This is a genomic window from Rhizobium sp. N621, assembly GCF_001664325.1.
GTDB classification, from domain to species: Bacteria; Pseudomonadota; Alphaproteobacteria; order Rhizobiales; family Rhizobiaceae; genus Rhizobium; species Rhizobium esperanzae.
The window spans coordinates 2970897-2992788 of record NZ_CP013495.1; the positions used below are offsets into that span (position 1 = coordinate 2970897).

Sequence of the window (21892 nt, forward strand, 5' to 3'; positions counted from 1 at the left end):
ACGCCTGAAAGATGCGCGGCCTCGCAGACCGAAGCAGTGCTCCGCCGCCTCTTGTCTAATATTCGAGCGGCAGCGTCGCGTTTTCGAGCCACGCCCTGACGTCGTGGTCGTGGATGAGCGGCATCAGCGCCTCGCATGTGCGGCGGTGATAATCGTTGAACCAATGCAGCTCATCATGGGTCAGAAGCTCGGGAATGACGAGGCTGCGGTCGATCGGGCAGAAGGTCAGCGTCTCGAAGCCGAGCATCGGCATGTCGCCGCCTTCGATCTCCTCGGCGCCGCGCACATAGATCAGGTTCTCGATACGGATGCCGAAGCTCCCCGGCCGATAATAGCCGGGCTCGTTCGAAAGGATCATGCCGGGCAGCAGTTCCTGTGTCGAAAGCCTGGAGATGCGCTGCGGTCCCTCATGCACCGAGAGATAGGAGCCGACTCCATGGCCTGTGCCGTGGGCAAAATCGGCGCCTGCCCGCCACAGTGCGATGCGCGCCAGCGGATCGAGGTCGCAGCCGCGTGTACCCTTCGGGAAACGTGCGGTGCTGATCTGGATCATTCCCTTGAGCACCATCGTGAAGAAACGGCGATGCTCCTCTGAAACCGTGCCGATCCCGACCGTGCGGGTAATATCGGTCGTGCCGTTGATGTATTGCGCGCCGGAATCAATCAGGAAGAGTTCGCCCGCCTCGATCATCCGGTTGGTCTCGGTGGTGACGCGGTAATGCATGATCGCCGCATGTTCGCCGGCGCCCGAGATCGTATCGAAGGAAATGTCCTTCAGCGGGTTCTGCATGCTCTGGCCGACACGGGCGCGCACCGCCTCCAGATGTTCGGCGGCGGCGATCTCGCTTACGCTGCCCGGTTTCTCCTGCGACAGCCAATAAAGGAACTCCACCATCGCGGCTCCATCCTGCAGATGTGCAGCGGCCGAGCCGTTGATTTCGACGTCGTTTTTCACCGCGCGCGGCAGCTTGGCGGGATCGGCGCCCTCCACCACTTCACCGCCAGCCCGGCGGATGATCTCCGCCAGTGCATGAGAGGCGATATCAGCATCGATCAGCACGCGGCCGCCATCCCTGGAAACGGCAGCAAGCCTCTCTTCGAGCGCCGAAGGCGGCAGCTGCGTGCAGATCTGCCCGAGATAGGCCTCGGGCTCGATGCCTGTCTTGCGCTTGTCGAGGAAGAGTTCGGACCGCCGGTCGGCATGGATGATGGCGCGCGCCAGCGGATGCGGCGTGTGCGGCACGTCGGCGCCGCGGATATTGAAGATCCAGGCAACCGACGAGGGATCGGCGATCAGCACCGCAGCGAGGTTTTTCTTCGAAAGATCGGCTGATATCGTCGCAATCTTATCCTTCGCCAGCACGCCGGCTTGGGCGACATTCTGGATGGTGACGGCGCCGAGCGGCTCGGCCGGCCGATCGCTCCATAACCGGTCGAGCGGATTGTACGGCAGGAACACCAATCTCCCGCCGATCTCAGCGAGCGCCCTTTCCAGGCGCCGTACCTCCGCACCCGCGTGCAGCCAGGGGTCGATGCCGAGCCTCAGCCCCTTGCCTCCGTTTGCGGCTAGCCAGACATGGGGGGGCTCGTTGACCAGATCGCCGCCCGAGAACACCGAGCCGTCGACCTGTTCGGCGAGTTGCGTCACATAGCGCCCGTCGACGAAGACGATCGCCTGGGTCCGCAGGATCAGCGCGATGCCCGCCGAACCGGTGAAGCCCGTCAGCCATGCCAGGCGCTCGGAGCAAGCCGGAACATATTCTCCGTTGAACTCGTCGGCGCGGGGTACGAGGAAGGCGTCGATGCCGAGCGAATCGAAAGTGGCGCGCAACGCCGAAACCCGTTCCTTGCCGAATTGTGGCGTGGAGGTGACCTCGAAAGACTGGAACATGCTGGAAATCCGAATGGTTGAAACGAATCCGGTAATGGGATGCGAGCCATGTTAGCGAAATTTCAATCGATAGGGAGAAAAAGCGACGAAATGAGTCGAAGTCACTGCGAACGCTCGGCATTTTGACAGAACTGTGACGCCAGAAGTTAATTTGGCACGCTTTATGCATTAGCCGCATGGCTCCCATGAGGAAAACCCTCTGCCTCCGCATTTCAGAATAGCTATATAGGCGCCATCGAACGGTTCGCATGAACCCCGCAACCAAAGGATTTTTTGAAATGACCGCCTCTCTCTCGCGCTTCGCATACAGCAGCCCGGTACAGGCTGGCGAACGCCAGACCGTGCGTCACGTGATCGGCGCCCGCCGCCCGCAGAACGAGGACAGCCTCAAGCTGCTCGGTGCCGGCCAGCGCGTCACGCGCCACCAGGGCGCCCCCAGCTACGCGTTCTAAGCTTAAAGCCTGTCCGTCTCCTCCCTCCCGGACCGGCCCATTGGAATGCAGTAGAGCCCGCTTGAGCGCTCCTCCTCCTTTGAGCTCGCGGGCATTGACCGGATAGACCGGTCCAAGGCGGTGCCACTGGCACCGCCTTTTTTGTTTGAGCGCCCGAAAGCGGTTCCGTTTCGATGGAGCGCAAACCTCTCCGCTCGCTCATTCCTGTGTTCGTCACAGAAATCCAGTGCGCCCAAGTCGTTGGGCGCGGACGACTCTCTCCAAAATATGATGAGTCATTCACCGCGCGGACGTGCGGTGGCTGGATTCCTGTGACAGGTAAAGGAATGAGGTAGAAGGCGGAAAGCCGGCGCCCTGAGCAAGCGTGCAGCAGGCCGAGCACCCACCTAATGCAGAACTCAAGGCCGATCAAAATGGATCGTCACCCAGCCGTTCCGCCAGATCGTCCTGACGTGCCGGAGCCTCGCACCGCTATAGGCGGCGATCACCTTCCATCGCTGCGCTGCCAGAATCCCCGACAGAATCACCGAACCACCCGGCGCCAGATGGTCGGCAAGCTGCGGCGCCATTCGGATCAGCGGCCGGGCGAGGATGTTGGCGATGATGAGGTCAAAGGGACCATGCTCGGAAAAAGCAGTCGAGTGAAAACCTGGCGCGGTTCTGGTGACGATGCCCGAGGCGATGCCGTTGCGGCGAACGTTTTCGGCCGCCACCCGCGTCGCGATCGGGTCGATGTCGGTGGCGAGCACCGGCATGTTCTTGAGCTTGCGCACCGCAATCGCCAGCACACCGCTGCCGGTGCCGAGATCGAGCGCGTTGCGGACACGGCGGGATCGCACCACACGATCGATCACTTCGAGGCAGCCGGCGGTCGTGCCGTGATGGCCGGTGCCGAAGGCTTGGCCGGCATCGATCTCGATGGCGATATCGCCGGGGCGGACCTTGTCGCGGTCATGCGAGCCGTGTACCAGAAATCGCCCCGCCCTGACGGGCTTCAGTCCTTCCAGGGATTTTACTACCCAGTCGACGTCGGGGATGACCTCCCGCAGCAACTGAGCATCGGGAAAGGCGTTTTTCAGCGCCGTCTCGACGCGGGAGCGTACCTGCGCCTCGTCCTCGGCCATCATGTAGACGGAGGCTTCCCAGATATCCCTCTTCTCGTCGACCTCGGTGGTGCCGATGGCAAAGTCTTCCTCGCCGAAGACTTCGGTGAGGAGATCGAGGATTTGTTCGGCCTGACTTTCGGTCGTCGACACGTAAAGGCGGATTTCACTCACGATAGGCGGTCTTTCCCGTTTCCGTTGCCCGCCATCGGTCGAGTCAAGGCTCCATCACGCTGAAACCATCACCCTTTGCTGACGAGATTCTCCAGCTTCTTTACCGCCGTGTCCGGGTTTTCGCCATAGGCGATCGTTCCGGAAAACCGTCCGGCCGAATCGAGCAGGAAAACCGAGGCGGTATGATCCATCGTATAGTCGCCATTCGGATCCTTCTCATCGACAGGCACCTTCTTGGCATAGACGCGAAACCCCTTGATGACGTCGGCGATCTTCTCGGGCGGGCCTGAAATGCCGGTGATACGCTTGGACACGTTGGAGACGTACGCGTTCATGATTTCGGGCGTGTCGCGCTCAGGATCGACGGTCACGAAATAGGCCTGCAGCTTGGTTCCGTCCGGATCAACCTTCTCCAGCCAGCCGTTCAGCTCGAACAACGTCGTCGGGCAAACTTCGGGGCAATGGGTGAAGCCGAAGAAAAGCGCTGTCGGCTTGCCGCGCAGCGCCTGCTCGGTGATCGGCTGTCCGCTCTGTGAGATTAGGGTGAATGGCACGCCGAACGGCGCCTCCGACACGACATCGGAAGACTTGTTAGGATAGAGCGTGATTGCGCCGAGAACACCGGCAACGATCAGCACGGCGACCCAGATGACGATACGGAATGTCTTCATTTCTTGAACCTCGATCGCGACGTGCTTGCGCGTTCCGCGTGATTATAGTCTCGGCCCCATACACGCAATTCAAGAATGTGTTTTCTGACCCGTGATTAATTGTCCCACCGGCTAAGGCCGCCGGCAATGGGAGATCCACCGATCGGCATCGGGAATGGAGTTAAAAATGCTGTTCCTTCAACAACTTGCCGCGAATGCCTACCAGCAGCCTGAAGATAAACATCGTTAGGAAAGACTTAAGCCGTCATATCTATATTTAGCAATGCGTGCGGCCCGATCGAGCCGTTCTGACATGAAGTCTGCCGAGTGGCGAAAACCCCGGACGTCCGCATGAGGGTAGGAAAACATAAACCCGAGCGGTTTGTGGAGGGGTCTTTTTTTATGACGAATTCATCAGTGCGCGGGAGCCTGTCGGTCAGCCAGAGGCTCTGGACGCTCGGTGGCGCAGCCTTCCTTGGTTTCGGAACGATGCTCGGCGTCGGCTGGTACGAAAACATGCGTGTCGACGCCGCCCTGCACCGTGCCGGCGACATTCAGGCGAGCGTCAATCACATCGATGCCATGCGGGTTGCGAATCTGACGATGGTCCTGGCCGCCATGGACATTATCGTCGACAAGGACGACAAGGTGGTCGAGCCTGCGCGCCTCAAGCTGATCGGCGATTCACTGACTGCCCTTTCCGGCGGTTCGAAGGAAATGCGCCTTCTTGCCGACGAGATGCGTGACGATGGCTTGTTGAAGAGTTACGACTCCGATGTCGCCGCAATGGGCAAGGCAATCCAGGTCGATCTCGTCGCCCTTGTTCAGCAGGGAGCGCCCGATGCCGAGTTCGACAAGATCGACGACGCGATCGACGGTGCCGGCGAAGAGCTGACTGCAACACTCGACAAACTCGCCGCTGACGGCACCGTCTTCGCCCAGCAGCATGTCGAACTTGCCAATGCCGTATCGCGGGAAGCCCTCATCCTGCAGGTCGGCCTGGGCATCTTGGCCATCCTTACCATGGCTGTCCTGCAATATATTCACGGTGGTTCGATCCGGCGTGGCATCGGCGCCGTGCGCGAAAGCATGCAGCGCATCATGAACGGCGACCTGATCAGCGACGTTCCGGAAAAGAACCGCGGCGATGAGATCGGCGAAATGGCCCGCGCCGCCGACGGCTTTCGTCTTGCCGCCATCGAAAAGCGCGACCTCGAAACCAAGAGCCAAACCGAGAGACAGCGCAGCGACGCTGAACATCGGGAGCGTGAAGCGGCAAAACTCGCCGATGCCGAGGCGCTGAACGCCGCCGTCACCGCCCTTGGCCACGGCCTTACCCGTTTGTCGGAAGGCGATGTCACCGTTACGATCGACCAGCCTTTCCGCGAGGAACTGGAACGCCTGCGCCGCGATTTCAACCAGACGACGGCGACATTGCGCAAGGCGATGAGCGACATCGCGGTGAACAGCAGTTCGATCGAGGCAAACAGCCGCCAGATGCGCGCCGCCGCCGACGATCTCGCCAAGCGCACCGAGCAGCAGGCCGCCTCGCTGGAGGAGACCTCAGCCGCTCTCGATCAGATCACCGCCACCGTCCGCAACGCCACCAGCCGCGCCGAAGAAGTCGGCCACATGGTCTCGCACACCCGGCAGAATACCGCCAAGTCCGACATCGTCGTCGGCGATGCAATGGCCGCAATGCAGCGAATCGAAGGCGCTTCCCGCGAGATCGGCAAGATCATCAACGTCATCGACGAAATCGCCTTCCAGACGAACCTCCTGGCGCTCAACGCCGGTGTCGAGGCAGCGCGCGCTGGCGAGGCCGGCAAGGGCTTCGCCGTCGTCGCCCAGGAAGTGCGCGAACTCGCCGGCCGTGCTGCGGGTGCTGCCAAGGATATCAAGGCCTTGATTGGAAAATCCGGCGAGGAAGTGAAGATCGGCGGCGAACTGGTGACAGCCGCCGGTGAAGCGCTTCGCCAGATCGGTGAAGATGTTCTGCGCATCGACGAACATGTTAAATCAATCGTAACCTCTGCGCGCGAACAATCGGTTGGATTGAACGAAATCAATACTTCGATCAGCCAGATGGATCAGGTCACGCAGAAGAACGCGGCCATGGTGGAAGAGACGAATGCCGCAAGCCATACGCTCGCCATCGACGCGGAAAACCTCACGCAGCTGGTCAAGCAGTTCAAAACCGGCGAGGGCATGAGCGCCCGGCAAACGCCGCGAGAGGCAACCGCCGCCTCGCATTCGAGACCTTCTCCCGCACGCAGCCTGATCGGCAAGGTCGCGGGCGCATTCAACGGCGGTTCCGCCGCCAAAGCCATCGCCGCTCCCGCCGGGGACAACTGGGAAGAATTCTGATCATGAACAACAACGCCATCAAGCAATCGGGCGCCTATCTCGAAATCGTTTCGTTCCATCTGGGCGACCAGGAATTCTGCATCGACATCATGGCCATCCGCGAAATCCGCGGTTGGGCGCCGGTGACGCCGATGCCGCATACCCCGCCCTACGTTCTCGGCCTTATCAACCTGCGCGGCGCGGTGATCCCGGTCATCGACATGGCCTGCCGCCTCGGCATGAAGATGACCGAGCCTTCCGAGCGCTCGGCGATCATCGTCACCGATATCGCCGGCAAGCTGGTCGGCCTGCTGGTCGAGCAGGTTTCCGACATGATGACCATCAAGAGCGAAGACCTGCAGCCGCCGCCGGAAATCATCCCGGAAGCCCAGCGCGCCTTCTGCCGCGGCATCGTCGCGCTTGAGAAAACCATGGTCTGCTTCCTGAACCTCGATACCGTCATTGCCGACGAGCTGAATCAGGCGGCTTGATATTCACCATAGTGATGTTGAAAGGCCCGGTTTGTCCGGGCCTTTTTGTTTTATACGGCGCGCGAGCAGGCATAGTCAGATTGTATTACAAGCCCCTCCCCAACCCTCCCCACAAGGGGAGGGACTAAACCGAAAGCCCCGCCTCGCTCCTCCCGAAACGCCGAAGATGTGGAAAGCGAGTGCGACAGGTTAAGCCCTTCCCCTTGTGGGGGTCCGGAGGACGGGTCGAGACCCGTGGCTCGACCCCGGACGGGTTTGGGGCGGGGTCTTTTATGATGAAAACCCCACCTACGGCTTCCCATTCTTCCAAGTCACGCTCTGCCCATAGAGCGGAATGGTCGAGATCGACATCTTCGCCGAGCCATCCGTCAACTCGCGCGAATGGGCGAGATAGATCAGCGTATCGTTGGTCTTGTCGTAGATGCGGTTGACAACCAACGTCTTCCAGATCAGCGACATCCCCTGGCGAAACACTTCGCTGCCGTCCCTGGAGAGGTCGATATCGCCGATCTCGATCGGCCCGGTCTGGCGGCAGGCGATGGAATTGTTGGACGGATCCTCGAACCAGTTGCCGTTCTTGAACCGGTCGATCAGGCTGCGATCGAAATAGGTGACGTGGCAGGTGACACCCTTGACCTCGGGATCGGAGAGTGCCTCGACGATGATGTCGTTGCCGATCCAGTCGACCCCGACCTTGCCGACGACTTCGGCCGAGGCGGCGCCCGTTGAAATGGCAACGAAGGAAAATGCGGCGAGAAAAAACATGCGCAGCTTGGACATGGCGGCTCCCTGGATGATCCCCATTCTAGATAAGCATGCCCCCAGGCTTTGCAAGAAAGCGCCGCTGCAGGATCAGATTCAGCCCTTCCGGCAGGTGCAGGGCGCGTAGCCCTTCGCCGTCAGGCGCCCAGGCGTCATGCCGATCAGCGCCGGGATCGCTTCCACGGCTTTCGCCTTGACCGCCTTCGCCATCTCGATCGCCGCTGCCGCACAGATCGCGGCATCCTCGGCGGCGTTGTGGTGCATGAAACGCAGACCAAGATGGTCGGCGATCAGGTTCAGCCGATGCGAGAGGAAATGCGGCCAGATCCGCTGCGCCATTTTCAGGCTGCAGAGATAGGTGAGTTCCGGATAGGATTGCCGGTAGAGATCGAGGCTCGCCCGCCAGACGCTAAAATCGAAGGCCGCGTTGTGCGCGATCATCGTCGCGCCGCTGATATCATCGTAGAACTCGTCCATCACCTCGGGGAATTCCGGCGCATCCTCGACATGCTCCGGCCGGATACCATGGATCGCGATGTTCATCCCAGAAAACCGCATCTCGCGCGGCCGGATCAGCCGCTCCTCGACGCGCGTCACCCGCCCCTCCTCGATCCAGGCAAGGCCGACCGAGCAAGCGCTGCCGCGCTGCTCGTTGGCTGTCTCGAAATCGATGGCGATGGTCGTCAAAGACAAATATCCGAATCGTCTACCGCTACCGGCATAATCATAGTGGAAGACGAAGGCAAATTTCGGCCTGTTGACATCTGCACGCGGATGGGGAAACCTCCGCGCATGATCAACTCTGTGGCCCTTACCATCCACCATATCGCCTCGACCTTTCCAGGGTACGCGGGAGCGATGGTGCGTCACTAGCCGTCCGATCATCCCGAAAACCCTGCCGAGGCGAGCAGGGTTTTCGAAAATCCAGCTCTCCTCCCTGAAACCGAAGGAGAGCATCTCATGTCAGAAAACAAAGAGAATGAACCCCGCGACCGAGCGCGCCTGCCGGACGGCGTCGTCGTGCGCGCCGTACGTCTTTCCGATGCTGAAGAGATCACCGATCTTATCAACTTACCGGGCTACCGGGCCGGCACCCTGCGGCCGCCCTACCAGCGGATTGAAGACGTTCGCAAGAACATGGAAAGCCTCTCGCCCGGCGCGCTCAACCTCGTCGTCACCCTGAATGGCAAGATCGTCGGCAATTGCGGCCTCAACCGCCTTAGCGGCCGTCGCCAACACGTCGCCAGCCTCGGCATGGGCGTGCATGACGACTTCACCGGTCGCGGTTTCGGCCGCATTCTGCTTGGCGCGATGGTCGATGCCGCCGACGACTGGCTCGACATCAAGCGGCTCGAACTGACCGTCTATACCGACAATGAGGCTGCCATCGGCCTCTACGAGAAGTTCGGCTTCGAAAAGGAAGGGCTTCTGCGCTCATTCGGCTACCGCGCCGGCCAATATGTCGACGCCTATACGATGGCGCGGCTGAGGAGCTGAAATAAAGGCCGATCGACACCGACCTTGAACCGCCAAGGAGGGCCTGCCAAACGCTCCTTTACCATCCTGGCCTTGTGCCGAGGACCTGCTGTGTATCGATCGCTGCAGGTGCTTGGGACACGGCCGGGATGGCGCCGCGGAACCCCCAAAGCTCCCTACCCGCCAATCAGCGCCAGCCACTCGTCTTCGTCCATCGTCTGGACGCCGAGTTCGCGGGCCTTGTCGAGCTTCGAGCCGGCGCCAGGGCCGGCGACGACGATATCGGTTTTTTTCGACACCGAGCCCGCTACCTTGGCGCCGAGACCTTCGGCCCTCGCCTTCGCCTCGTCGCGGGTGAATTTTTCGAGCGAACCGGTGAAGACCACCGTCTTGCCGGCGACGGGGCTGCCTGACGTGACCGGCTGTTCGGCCTCCGCGGGAGTCACCTCCTCGAGCAGGCGGCCGATCACCTCGATATTGCGCGGCTCCTTATAAAACTCGACCATGGCGCGCGCCACGACCTCGCCGATGCCCTCGATGGCGTTGAGATCGTTCCAGGCATCGCCGGAAAGCGTTGCCGCCTCCTTCATCGCGGTCGCAAAAGCCTCATAGGAGCCGTAGGAGCGCGCCAACAGCTTCGCCGTGGTCTCGCCGACATGGCGGATGCCGAGCGCATAGATGAAGCGATGGAGCGCGATGCTGCGCCGCTCGTTGATCGCCACATAGAGCTTGCCGACGCTGACCTTGCCGAAGCCGTCGATATTTTCCAGCTTGGTGAGCGAGGATTGCTGGCGCTTCTCCAGCGTGAAAATCTCAGGCGCCGTGCGGATCTGCAGCGACGGACCCTCGTTTTCAAAGAAGAAGTCGATCTGCTTCGAACCGAGCCCCTCGATATCGAAGGCGTTGCGCGAAACGAAATGCTTCAGATGCTCCGTCGCCTGCGCCCGGCAGATAAAGCCGCCGGTGCAGCGGCGCACCGAATCCATCTTGCCGGTTTTCTCGTTCACCTCGCGCACGGCATGCGAACCGCAGACCGGGCAGGTCTTTGGGAATTCATAAGGCTTCACCCCGGCGAGGCGCTTCTCCATTACGACATCGAGGATCTGTGGAATGACATCGCCGGCGCGCTGGACGATGACGGTATCGCCCTCGCGGATATCGTGCTCCTCCGACCGAATACGCTCACCGCTATTGCCGATGCCCTTGATGTAATCCTCATTATGCAGCGTCGCATTGGTGACCACGACGCCGCCGACCGTGATCGGTTTCAGCCGCGCCACCGGCGTCAGCGCCCCGGTCCGGCCGACCTGGATCTCGATCTTCTCGATCTCGGTAAAGGCCTGCTCGGCCGGGAATTTATGCGCCGTCGCCCAGCGCGGCGAACGCGAGCGGAAGCCGAGGCGCTGCTGTAATTCCAGGCTGTCGACCTTATAGACGACGCCGTCGATGTCATAATCGAGATCCGGGCGCTCGAGGCCGATTTCGTCGTAATGCGCCAGGATGTCGGCGACCGAATTCAGCCGCTTCATCAGCGGATTGACCGGAAAACCCCAGTCCTTGAAGGTCTGCACCATGCCGAATTGCGTGTCGGCCGGCATGTCCGACATCTCGCCCCAGGCATAGGCGAAGAATTTCAGCTTGCGGCTCGCCGTCACCTTGGCGTCAAGCTGGCGCAGCGATCCGGCCGCCGTGTTGCGCGGATTGACATAGGTCTGCTTACCCTCCGCCTCCATCTGCCGGTTCAGCGCCAGGAAATCGCTCTTGGCCATATAGACCTCGCCGCGGATTTCCACGACTGCGGGAACGCCCTTCGGCAATTGGTTGGGTATTTCGGCGATGGTCCGGATATTGGCGGTGACGTTTTCGCCCGTGGTGCCGTCGCCGCGCGTGGCGGCCGTCGTCAGCCTGCCGTTCTCGTAGCGGATCGACATCGAAAGTCCGTCGATCTTCGGTTCGGCGGTAAAGGCGATCGACTGGTCCGGCAGCCGGCCGAGGAAGCGATAGACGCTGGCGACGAAATCCTGCACGTCCTCCTGCGAAAAGGTGTTGTCGAGTGACAGCATCGGCCGCGCGTGAACGACGGGCGAGAAAGTGACCGAAGGCGCAGCACCGACCCGCCGAGACGGGCTGTCCTCACGGATCAGCTCGGGAAAACGCGCTTCCAGCGCATCGTTGCGGCGCTTCAGCGCATCGTAATCCGCGTCCGAGATTTCCGGCTGGTCCTTGCCGTGATAGAGCGCATCGTGATGCGCGATCTCTTTCGCCAGCCGCTCGAGCTCGGCAGCGGCCTCTTCGATCGTCAACGTGTCGACGGCGGAACCTTCGGTGGACATGGAACATCACTCCAGAGAATCTGGCCAGAAATCTGCATTGTTTTTAGAGCAAAATCGCCGGATGAAAAGGGAGGCTGCGTACGCCGCATTGCGAAGATTGACAACTGCCCTATTCCCAATCCCGCGCGTTGCGCAGCCGGATGCCGCTGACATGAAGGCCGGTGGTCCAGAGGCTCGTCAGCGACCGCAAACTGTCGACCACCCGCAGATCGACGGCGCGGGGCGCGAACTCCTGGTCGGGGCGTGAGATGGAAGTCCGCTCGATGGGAACGACGCGTCCGCGGGCCACCCACATGCCAGCATCGCCGATATCCTCGAAATCCTCAACCGGCATCTCATAGCGGTGGATCGTTTGCGCTTCGAGCCTTTCCAACCACCGACGCTCGATGAAGGCCGCTGCCCGCGCCTTGCCGAGCCATTGCCGGCGCTCGGCTTCTGACGTCTCGGATGTTGTCCATATCAGGATGCACGGGCAGTCTCGGGGAAAGAGATACATGAAATCGTGGTCGGCATCGATCGCCCAGACGAGCGGACCATTCAACCATTCCAGGCCCGTCGGGCGGACCGAGGGAATACGAACCGGGCGCGGCTCGAATGCTGCGATATCAGGATCATCACTGAAATGAAAAAGGCGCATGGCAACAGATCGCCGCAGATTGGAATGACGCGCATAGCGCGAAGCGGAATGTTTGTAACCGCGTCGGCGCAGTGAATGACTCTCTTTGCTGAAAAAGGGCTCCCCGTGCCGCCCAAGGCTTGGGCACCCTGCATCCCTGTGTGACGCACGGAGATGAGGAAGATAGAGGTCGGCATTCGCGCTAGATTTCATCGCTGAAAGCAAAAGCGCTAATCGCAACAGCGGCAGCTCGAAACCGGACTCACTATCGTCGGCCGAAGCGATCAGCCGTTGCCTGCCAGCAGCCGCTTCGCCGCCGCCCTCGCCTCTTCCGTTACCGAAGCACCGGCCAGCATGCGGGCGATCTCTTCGGTGCGATCCTTGTGCGCCATCGTCGCCACGCGTGTGGCGATTTTTTCCGATCCATCGGCCACCGGTCCCTTGGAAATCAACAGATGCGTTGCCGCCCGCGCCGCGACCTGCGGCGCATGCGTGACCGACAGCACCTGAACCCGCTCGGACAGCCGCTTCAGCCGCTGGCCGATCGCATCGGCCACCGCGCCGCCGACGCCGGTGTCGATTTCATCGAAGACGAGCGTCGGGGCCGAGCCGCGATCGGCGAGCGCCACCTTCAGCGCCAGCAGGAAACGCGACAGTTCGCCGCCCGAGGCGACCTTCCTGATCGAGCCGGGGCGCGTGCCGGGATTGGTCTGGACATGGAACTCGACGACGTCGATGCCTTCAGGCAGCGCCTCCCGCGCATCCGTGGTGATCTCGACCATGAAACGCGCGCGTTCGAGCTTCAGCGCCGGCAGTTCGGCCATTACGACGGCAGCCAGCGCAGTGCCGGCTTGATGGCGCTTGTCAGAAAGCGAGCGCGCCGCCGAATCGTAATTCTCTCGCGCCAGACCGACCTCCGCTTCGAGCCGCGCAAGCCGCTCCTCGCCCGCATCGAGGTCGGCGAGATCGGCGATCATGCGCACCGCCAGCGCCGGCAGTTCGGCGACGGGCACGGAATATTTGCGTGACGCGGCTCTGAGCGCGAAAAGCCGCTCTTCCACCCGCTCCAGTTCCCTCGGATCGTATTCGGTCTTGCGCAGCGCTGCCTCAACTTCCATCTGCGCATTGGAAAGCTGGTCGAGCGCGGCATCGAGCAGCGTCACCGTCTCTTCGAGCAGCCCGGGCGCTTCATGGCTCTTGCGCTCCAGCCTGCGCACCAGCGAGGCGATATGCGGCACCGGCGAGGCATTACCGTTGAGGAATTCGGAGGCTTCGGCGATGTCGCCGGCGATTCGCTCCGCCTTCATCATTCTCTGCCTGCTTTCGGCGAGTTCATCCTCCTCGCCGTCCTGCGGCGAGAGTTTCTCGAGCTCTGTCACGGAGGAACGCAGATAGTCGGCCTCGCGCGCCGCACTTTCCACCTTCTCACGATGCTTTTTCAGCGTCCGCTCGCTGTCGCGCCAAAGACGGTACAAACGGGAGACCTCCGCAACCTCATCGGTAAGGCCGGCAAAGGCATCGAGCAGGTTGCGGTGGGCATTGGTGTCGACAAGAGCGCGATCATCGTGCTGGCCGTGGATCTCGACCAGCATCTGGCCGGCCTGGCGCATCAGTTGCACACTCACCGGCTGGTCATTGACATAGGCCTTGGTGCGCCCATCGGCTGATTGCTGACGGCGGAAGATCAGGTCGCCCTCGTCGTCGATGCCGTTTTCACGCAGGAGCACGCGCGCCCCGTGGTCCATGCCGACATCGAACACTGCGGTCACTTGGCCCCTGTCTTCGCCATGGCGCACCAGACCGCCGTCACCGCGCCCGCCGAGCGCCAGCGACAAACTGTCGAGCAGGATGGATTTGCCCGCTCCCGTCTCCCCCGTCAGCACGGAAAGGCCGGTCTCGAAGGCAAGATCCAGCCGCTCGATCAGGACGATATCGCGGATCGAAAGCTGGATCAGCATGGGATTTAGGAACCGAGCAGGAGTTTCTTGCCTGCCGCCGCGATCCAGGAGCCCTTGTTCTCACGCGGCTCTGCGCCACCTGTCTGCAGCAGCTTGTAGGAATCGGCGTACCACTGGCTGTCCGGATAGTTGTGACCAAGAACGGCTGCGGCGGTCTGCGCCTCGTCGACGATACCCATGGCGTAATAAGCCTCGACGAGACGGGCCAAGGCCTCTTCGATCTGGTTCGTGTTCGGATATTTCTCGACGACGATGCGGAAGCGCGAGATTGCGGCGAGATATTCCTTCCGCTCCATATAGTAGCGGCCGATCTGCATTTCCTTGCCGGCGAGCTGATCCCGGGCGTAACGGATCTTCGCCTGGGCGTCGTCGACATATTCGGAGTTCGGATAATTATCGATCACAGCCTGCATCGCCTCGATCGTCTTGGCCGAGGCGCGCTGGTCCTGGGTCACGTCGACGATCTGTTTGGAATAAGTGAGACCGATGAGATACTGCACATAGGCAGCGTCCTGGGACTTCGGATATTGCGACATGTACCGATTGCCCGAGGCAAGCGCATCATCGAGCTTGCCCTGGCGGTATTTGACAAAGGTGCTCATGACAAGCGCCTTGCGCGCCCATTCGGAGAATGGGTTCTCGCGATCGATCGCGTCGAACTTGCGCGCCGCTTCCGCCATGTTGCCCGCCTTCATATTGGCAAGGCCCTGGGTGTAGAGCACGTCAGGCGGATCGGTTTCGAGGCCAAGCTTGGTGATGTCGATATCGGGATCCGACTGGCAGCCGGAGATCGAGGCGCCTGCGCTAAGCACCAGAAGCGATGCGAACAAAGCGCGCGCTGTCTTCATCATACCTTCAGATCCTGCATAAGCCATTCAAAAGAACCCCACTGCCGCCGCTCGCTCCACGACAGCCACGCCTCGCTGGCGTTTCTAGCCACAAATGTGCATCAAGAGCAACGCAATGATAAGGCATTAACGCATTTTTGTGGCAGCCGCCGCCGGATTGGCCGGCTTTTCCTCTTCTCTCCAACCTGTGGCAGCTAAGCAACTGCGAGAAAACGCCTATCACCACAGACTCGGGCCGACATAAAAAAACCGCCTCCGGGAAAGAGGCGGCCTGGTCTTGAGAATATGCTGGAGGTCATGCCGACCAGGGAGCGAATTCCGAAGCGCTGACGGCGATCAGTTCACGAGCGGCAACGCGCTGGCGCGGCGTCGAGGTCTCGACCACCTCGTAGGCAGAGGGATCGGCGAGCAGCGCCTTCAAAGCATTGGCATTCATCTTGTGGCCGCCACGATAGGATCGGTAGCAACCGATGAACTGGACGCCGGCGAGCGACAGGTCGCCTACGGCATCAAGCGTCTTGTGACGGACAAACTCGTCCTTGGCGTATCGCAGGCCTTCGACATTGATGACCGTATTGTCGTCCGAGATGACGACGGAATTTTCAAGCGAGGAACCGAGTGCATGTCCCGATGCCCAGAGACGCTCGACATCACGCATGAAGCCGAAGGTGCGGGCGCGGGAAAGTTCGGACTTGAAGACGGCGGCGTTTATGTCGCCGGCCCACTTCTGCCGGCCGATCAGCGGGCATTCGAAATCGATTTCGACTTCGAAGCGCGTGCCGTCATAGGGACGGAATTCGCTCCAGGAGCCGCCATGCTCAATTCGCACCGGCTTGGTGATCCGGATATAGCGACGCTTGACGCCGAGCGAGACGAGACCGGCCTGCTCGATCGCTTCGACGAAGGGCAGCGAGCTGCCGTCCATGATCGGCATTTCTGCGCCCTGCACCTCGATAATGACATTGTCGAGGCCGAGCGCATAGACGGCGGCCATGACATGTTCGATCGTCGCGACTGAATGCGTGGGTGAGAAGCCGAGCACCGTGCAGAGGTCTGTATTGCCGACCTGCGACGAGACGGCCTTCAGTTCGGTGATGTCACCATTATCATGCAGACGCTGGAAAACGACGCCGGTGTCCGCTTCGGCCGGATTAAGGGTGATCGAGACGTTCGCACCAGAATGAACGCCGATGCCCGAGAGCGTCACGGGGCGCGATACCGTCGTTTGAAAACCCAGCAAGCCAATAGCCATAAAATCTGCCTTTATTTTTCCGCTCCAGCGGTTGGTGCCACGGCGCGGTTATCATTCCTTCTGCGGAAAGAGTCTCGTCCAGACGACTCCCAGCGCAGTTTTCTTGCGCCATATTTACGTGCGCCGGCGCTGCAATCCAAATCACTGTTTCTTTCGTTTTGTTACGAAGTCACACAATTGATATCGCTCAGGAATTCCCGGCCGAAAAACAGCAATGCCCGGGACCTGGATCCCGGGCATGAACGGTGCCGAAGCCCCCGATATTTCAGTTCGACTGGCGGCGCAGGAATGCCGGAATTTCCAGCTGATCGTCTTCCTGCATCATGCGAGCCTGCGGAACCGCGCGACCCTGATCGTCGAGATTGCCGCGGCGCGGCGCATAGAGGCTTGCCTCCGGCGATAACGGACGGCGCTGCTGTGACGCGGCCGGCGGTGCGGCGGTCATGTCGGCGGCAACGGCGTCATCGTCGCGGCGGCCAAGCGAATTGGTGATTCGCTTGAGCAGGCCCATCGGGCCGCGCTCTTCCTGCTGATGCGCCGAAGCCGGCTGCGTGCGGTGGTCGAGTTCAGCCTGGACGACCGGCGGGAAATCCTCGACCTTCGGCATACGCACCGGTTCAGCCGCCTGCCGGATAATCGGCTCCTGTCGGATCGGCTGCTGCTGGATGGGCTGCTGGACGGGCTGGCTCATCACCGGCTGGCTCATTACCGGCGCCGGAGCCTGCTGTTGCACCTGCGGACGGATCGCCGGAGCTTCCGGTGCAGGCGCGAAGATCTTGCTCTGCGGACGGAAGACTTCCTGCTGCGCAGCAGGCTGCTGGATAGGGGCGCTAGCACGCGGGGCCGGAATTTCGAGCTCACGTTCCACCTCGGCTTGGCGGATGGTCTGCGCGATCGGATCGGCGGCCTTCGGTGCCTGCATCACCGGGGCAGGCTGAACTGCGGCCGCTGCCGGAGCAACAGCCGCGGAGGGACGGATAGCGGGCTTGGCGGCCGGCTGGAAGTTGCGCTCGGCGGCTTCGCTGATCGCCCGGTCGATACCGGTCGCGACGACCGAGACGCGGATGATGCCTTCGAGCGATTCGTCGAAAGTGGCGCCGAGGATGATGTTGGCGTCCGGATCGACTTCTTCGCGGATGCGGGTCGCAGCTTCGTCGACTTCGAAGAGGGTGAGGTCGCGACCGCCGGTGATGGAGATCAGCAGGCCCTGGGCGCCCTTCATCGAGGTTTCATCGAGCAGCGGGTTGGCGATTGCCGCTTCGGCTGCCTGCAGTGCACGGCCGGAGCCGGAGGCTTCGCCGGTGCCCATCATCGCACGGCCCATTTCGCGCATCACCGAGCGGACGTCGGCGAAGTCGAGGTTGATGAGGCCTTCCTTCACCATCAGGTCGGTGATGCAGGCGACGCCCGAATAGAGAACCTGGTCGGCCATGGCGAAAGCGTCGGCGAAGGTCGTCTTGTCGTTGGCGATGCGGAAGAGGTTCTGGTTCGGAATGACGATCAGCGTGTCGACAGACTTCTGCAGTTCCTGGATGCCCATCTCGGCGAGACGCATGCGGCGGCCGCCTTCGAAATGGAACGGTTTGGTGACGACGCCGACCGTCAGGATGCCCTTGTTGCGGGCGGCCTGCGCGACGACAGGAGCAGCACCCGTACCAGTGCCGCCGCCCATGCCGGCGGTGACGAAGCACATATGCGTGCCGTTCAGGTGATCGATGATCTCGTCGATGCACTCTTCCGCGGCCGCGCGGCCGACTTCCGGCTGCGAACCGGCGCCGAGGCCTTCGGTGACGTTGGCGCCGAGCTGAATGATGCGCTCGGCCTTCGTCATCGTCAGCGCCTGCGCATCCGTGTTGGCAACGACGAAGTCGACGCCCTGGAGGCCTGCGGTGATCATGTTGTTGACGGCGTTGCCGCCGCCGCCGCCGACGCCGAACACGGTGATGCGCGGCTTCAGCTCGGTGATGTCAGGCTTTTGCAGCTTGATGGTCATGGTACCTGTTCCTTCTCTCTCTGGCCGCATCGCCACGCCGGCCAATTACGCAAATTTCAGAAGCTTTCCTTCAACCACTGGCCCATGCGGGCGATGCGGCTGTTATTTCCCCCAAGCGACATGAGCAGACCGCTCTGTGACGCATGTGTCTCCATGTCCGCGACCTGCGGATAGATCATCAGGCCGACGGCCGTCGAAAAGGCCGGGCCCTTGGCCGCCGTCGGCAGTCCCGAGACGCCCATCGGCCGGCCGATGCGGACGTTGCGGGCCAGAATGCGCCGCGCCACCTCGGCAAGGCCGGTCAGCTGGCTCGCGCCTCCCGTCAGCACGACGCGTTTTCCGACGATCGGGCTGAAGCCGGAACGCTGGATCCGGTCGCGGATCAATTCCATCGTCTCCTCGATCCGGGCCGATACGATGCGCGAAACCAACGCCCGCGGCACCTGAGACGGCTGGTCGCGATCGTCCTCGCCGATCGGCGGAATCGAGATCAGCTCGCGCTCGTCGGAGGAATTCAAGAGTGCGGAGGCATGCACGACCTTCAGCCGCTCTGCATCCTCGATGCGGGTCGAAAGGCCGCGCGCGAGGTCGGTGGTGACATGATGGCCGCCGAGGCCGACGGCATCGGTATGAACCAGCTTGCCTTCGGCAAAGACCGAAATCGTCGTCGTGCCGCCGCCCATGTCGATCGCCGCGCAGCCGAGCTCGACCTCGTCGTCGACGAGAGCGGCAAGACCGGATGCATAAGGCGTCGCGACAATGCCTTCGACCGACAGATGCGCGCGGTTGACGCTAAGCTCGAGGTTCTTCAGCGCCGAGCGCTCCGCGGTCACGACATGCATGTCGACCCCGAGCGCATCGCCGTACATTGCCAGAGGATCGCGAATGCCGCGCTCGCCGTCGAGCGAGAAGCCGGTCGCCAGCGAATGCAGCACCGAGCGGTCCTGGCGCAGCGATTGCTGGCAGGCCGCCGACAGCACTTTCTTGAGGTCGTTAAGCTCGACTTCCTGGCCGCCGAGATCGATCGTCGCGGTGTAGATATCGCTGCCGAGGCGGCCGGCCGTCAGGTTGACGATCAGGCTTTCGACGGTCAGCCCCGCCATACGCTCCGCCGCATCGACGGCAAGACGGATGACGCCTTCCAGCGCATCGAGATCGGCGATGACGCCGGTCTTGATGCCGCGGGAGCGCTGATGACCGATGCCGATGATCTCGATATTGTGCGTGCGGCCCGGCAGGATCTGGCTTTCCTCGCGCGGCGTCAGCCGGCCGATCATGCAGACGACCTTGGTCGAGCCGATGTCGAGCACCGAAACGACATGCGACCGCTTCGACGAAAGCGGCTTCAGGCGCGGCAATCCAAAATGGGATGAACCGAACAAGCTCATATATTCTGCCCCGCCTTCTTCAATTCCTTGGTACGCTCCGTTACCGCCGCCTGCCGGCGGACTGCCGCGTCCGGCGTCAGCTGGATCGCGGTCCTGTCGGGCAACCTCAGATCCACCGCGGCGATATCCCGCTCCAGGAGCTGATGTTCCTTATCGAACTTCGAAAGCGTCGCCAGCGCCTGATCGATGCCGTCTTCCGGCAGCTTGACGATGACGCCGTTATCCATGTGCAGATCCCAGCGACGCCCTGATATCCAGACGTAAGCCTTCACGCGGGCCTTCACGTCGGGCCACTTCGAGAAGGCGTCGCCGAGAGAAGCCGCCGCGGTCTCGGCGTCGCGGCCGACGACGAGCGGCAGCGACGAAAACTTGTTGTCGCGAAGCGGCGCAATGACGCTGCCGTTCTTCTCGATCAGCGAAAGCTCCTGCCCGTGCTGCCAGATCGCATAGGCCTCACGCTCCTTGAGCTTCACTTCGATTGTCCTCGGATAGACCTTTCGAACCTCGACATTCTCGACCCAGGGAAGATGCGCGATCTTCCGGCGGGCCGCATCGACGTCGAGCGCCACCAGTGAGGTCGTGCCATCAAGGCCGATCAGTTGCAGGATCTCGATTTCGGAGGTTTCCGAATTGCCGGAGACTTTCACATCCTCGATCGCAAAACCTGCGGCCGTCGTCGTAGCCTGCGCGACGGCTTCGGTGTGACCGCCAAGTGACATGCCGTAGAGGCCGGTCGCAGCCAGGAAGGCAAGCGCCGACACCGTCCCGGTATGGGCCGGAATGTAGATGCGGCCGCTGCCGAGACTGATCAGGAAACGAGTGACGCGGCGCAGCGGACGCGGCAACACGAACCGCTCTTCGGCTTCCACGGTCGGAAGCACGGCATGATGGCTGGGGCGCCCTATCCTCTTGACCGTCAACGCAAACAAGACGCGTCCTCCACCATCCACCGGAGAAACTCACCAAAGGAATAGCCGGCATGACCGGCCATTTCGGGCACGAGCGAGGTAGGAGTCATGCCTGGCTGGGTATTGACCTCCAGCCAGATGATTTCGCCGTCTTCGGAGAAACGATCGTCGTAACGAAAGTCGGACCGACTGACGCCGCGACAACCGATTGCCTGATGCGCCCTTAGGGCCAATGTTTGTATTTTTTGGTAAATATTCGGTGAAATTTTCGCCGGGATGACGTGTTTTGAACCGCCCGCCGCATACTTGGAATCGTAATCATAAAAATTGTGTCCCTGCGGCACCACCTCGGTGACACCGAGCGCAGTTTCGCCCATGACGCCGCAGGTGAGCTCGCGGCCGTAGACATAGCGTTCGACCAGCACCTCTTCGCCATAGCGCCATTCGGGCGAGCTGGCGACCTGGGGCGGATGCGCCTGATCTTCGGTGACGATCACGACGCCGAAACTCGAGCCCTCGCGCACAGGCTTCACCACATAAGGCGGCTTTATCGGATGTATCGAAGGAAAGGCGAAACGGTTGATGACCTGCGATTCGGCGACGGGGATGCCGGCGGCGGCAGCGACACGCTTCGCCTTGTCCTTATCCATTGCCAGCGCCGAGGCAAGCACACCTGAATGCGTGTACGGGATCTCCAGATATTCCAGGATGCCCTGGATGGTCCCGTCCTCACCGAACGGCCCATGAAGCGCATTGAAGACAACATCAGGCCTCAATGCGGCAAGCTTTTCGGAAACATCGCGGGCGACATCGATCGTGGTTACCTTGAAGCCTTCGGCCTCGAGGGCCTCTGCGCAAGCCTTTCCCGAGGAAAGGCTGACAGGCCTTTCCGAGGAAAATCCGCCCATCAGGACAGCGACATGCTTGCGACTCATCAACACCCCCAAAAATAACTTCCACTTTTGAAATCGACGCTTGCGCGAAGCTGTCTGCGTCGTTTCGCGCCTTTGTCAGGCCTCACATGCATTAGAGCATCATTATGGTTAATGAAGTGTTTACTTTCGTTAACTCCTGGCACGGAACTTCGCGGCCTTTTAACTTTTGCTCATTGTGCGACCAATCCCTCGCCGCCCGAAAATGAACCTGCGCGGGAGTGAAAATGCTCATACGTTCAATCACATACCCAATCGCGCTCACCCGTGATGGAATCGGCCACAGAATCGGGTGTCATCTCTCCGCCGGATACCGGCA

18 protein-coding genes are annotated in these 21892 nt (G+C 61.5%); 4 read left to right on the plus strand and 14 right to left on the minus strand.

The features are described 5' to 3' along the window. Nucleotides 1-55: 55 nt before the first annotated feature. Entirely contained in the window at nt 56-1891 is a 1836-nt protein-coding gene (locus tag AMK00_RS14500; RefSeq protein ID WP_064803776.1) for an aminopeptidase P family protein, read from the minus strand. A gap of 248 nt (nt 1892-2139) precedes the next feature. Between AMK00_RS14500 and AMK00_RS14505 the strand changes: the two genes are divergently transcribed. After that, a complete protein-coding gene (locus AMK00_RS14505; protein ID WP_064810809.1) occupies nt 2140-2343 on the plus strand; it encodes a hypothetical protein in 204 nt (67 codons plus the stop codon). 398 nt (nt 2344-2741) lie between these two features. On the opposite strand, the gene AMK00_RS14515 is transcribed toward AMK00_RS14505, so the two are convergent. Further along, nucleotides 2742-3620: a 50S ribosomal protein L11 methyltransferase gene (locus tag AMK00_RS14515; protein ID WP_064810811.1), complete on the minus strand. Its 879-nt coding sequence runs from the start codon at nt 3618-3620 to the stop codon at nt 2742-2744. A 68-nt stretch (nt 3621-3688) separates the two neighbouring features. Continuing rightward, on the minus strand, nt 3689-4291 hold the full coding sequence (locus AMK00_RS14520; protein WP_064810812.1) for an SCO family protein: 603 nt from the start codon (nt 4289-4291) through the stop codon (nt 3689-3691). 381 nt (nt 4292-4672) lie between these two features. Here AMK00_RS14520 and AMK00_RS14525 point away from each other — a divergent pair, with 381 nt between their 5' ends. Together AMK00_RS14525 and AMK00_RS14530 are read left to right on the plus strand one after the other, a co-directional pair. Next, the gene (locus tag AMK00_RS14525) at nt 4673-6637 is read left to right on the plus strand and encodes a methyl-accepting chemotaxis protein (RefSeq protein ID WP_064810813.1); all 1965 of its coding nucleotides are present in this window, start codon (nt 4673-4675) and stop codon (nt 6635-6637) included. 2 nt (nt 6638-6639) lie between these two features. Next, entirely contained in the window at nt 6640-7107 is a 468-nt protein-coding gene (locus AMK00_RS14530) for a chemotaxis protein CheW (RefSeq protein WP_004668786.1), read from the plus strand. Nucleotides 7108-7395: 288 nt separating this feature from the next. Here the strand turns inward: AMK00_RS14530 and AMK00_RS14535 are convergent, their stop codons facing one another. Then, nucleotides 7396-7887, minus strand: a complete 492-nt coding sequence (locus tag AMK00_RS14535) for a CreA family protein (RefSeq protein ID WP_064811732.1) — start codon at nt 7885-7887, stop codon at nt 7396-7398. A gap of 78 nt (nt 7888-7965) precedes the next feature. After that, nucleotides 7966-8556: a 3'-5' exonuclease gene (locus AMK00_RS14540; RefSeq protein WP_064810814.1), complete on the minus strand. Its 591-nt coding sequence runs from the start codon at nt 8554-8556 to the stop codon at nt 7966-7968. A gap of 273 nt (nt 8557-8829) precedes the next feature. Here AMK00_RS14540 and AMK00_RS14545 point away from each other — a divergent pair, with 273 nt between their 5' ends. Continuing rightward, on the plus strand, nt 8830-9366 hold the full coding sequence (locus tag AMK00_RS14545) for a GNAT family N-acetyltransferase (RefSeq protein WP_064810815.1): 537 nt from the start codon (nt 8830-8832) through the stop codon (nt 9364-9366). 155 nt (nt 9367-9521) lie between these two features. Here the strand turns inward: AMK00_RS14545 and ligA are convergent, their stop codons facing one another. From ligA to AMK00_RS14590, 9 genes are all read right to left on the minus strand, one after another. Continuing rightward, nucleotides 9522-11678 carry an NAD-dependent DNA ligase LigA gene (gene ligA, locus AMK00_RS14550; protein WP_064810816.1) on the minus strand — a complete coding sequence of 719 codons (2157 nt, stop codon included), beginning with the start codon at nt 11676-11678 and terminating at the stop codon, nt 9522-9524. A 109-nt stretch (nt 11679-11787) separates the two neighbouring features. Continuing rightward, nucleotides 11788-12315, minus strand: coding sequence for a DUF6886 family protein (locus AMK00_RS14555; RefSeq protein WP_064810817.1), 528 nt, complete (start codon nt 12313-12315; stop codon nt 11788-11790). 263 nt (nt 12316-12578) lie between these two features. Next, nucleotides 12579-14252 (minus strand): DNA repair protein RecN, encoded by a 1674-nt coding sequence (gene recN / locus AMK00_RS14560; protein ID WP_064810818.1) that lies wholly within the window; start codon nt 14250-14252, stop codon nt 12579-12581. 5 nt (nt 14253-14257) lie between these two features. After that, on the minus strand, nt 14258-15127 hold the full coding sequence (locus AMK00_RS14565) for an outer membrane protein assembly factor BamD (protein WP_170965882.1): 870 nt from the start codon (nt 15125-15127) through the stop codon (nt 14258-14260). Nucleotides 15128-15395: 268 nt separating this feature from the next. Next, the gene (gene lpxC, locus AMK00_RS14570; RefSeq protein WP_064810819.1) at nt 15396-16352 is read right to left on the minus strand and encodes a UDP-3-O-acyl-N-acetylglucosamine deacetylase; all 957 of its coding nucleotides are present in this window, start codon (nt 16350-16352) and stop codon (nt 15396-15398) included. A gap of 265 nt (nt 16353-16617) precedes the next feature. After that, nucleotides 16618-18345: a cell division protein FtsZ gene (gene ftsZ / locus AMK00_RS14575; RefSeq protein WP_064810820.1), complete on the minus strand. Its 1728-nt coding sequence runs from the start codon at nt 18343-18345 to the stop codon at nt 16618-16620. Nucleotides 18346-18401: 56 nt separating this feature from the next. Then, complete coding sequence (gene ftsA / locus AMK00_RS14580; protein ID WP_064803798.1) at nt 18402-19733, minus strand: cell division protein FtsA; 1332 nt, start codon at nt 19731-19733, stop codon at nt 18402-18404. Further along, the gene (locus AMK00_RS14585; RefSeq protein WP_064803800.1) at nt 19730-20662 is read right to left on the minus strand and encodes a cell division protein FtsQ/DivIB; all 933 of its coding nucleotides are present in this window, start codon (nt 20660-20662) and stop codon (nt 19730-19732) included. Before AMK00_RS14585 ends, ftsA begins: the two co-directional genes overlap by 4 nt. Next, nucleotides 20650-21576: a D-alanine--D-alanine ligase gene (locus tag AMK00_RS14590; RefSeq protein WP_064810821.1), complete on the minus strand. Its 927-nt coding sequence runs from the start codon at nt 21574-21576 to the stop codon at nt 20650-20652. Before AMK00_RS14590 ends, AMK00_RS14585 begins: the two co-directional genes overlap by 13 nt. Nucleotides 21577-21892 lie beyond the last annotated feature (316 nt).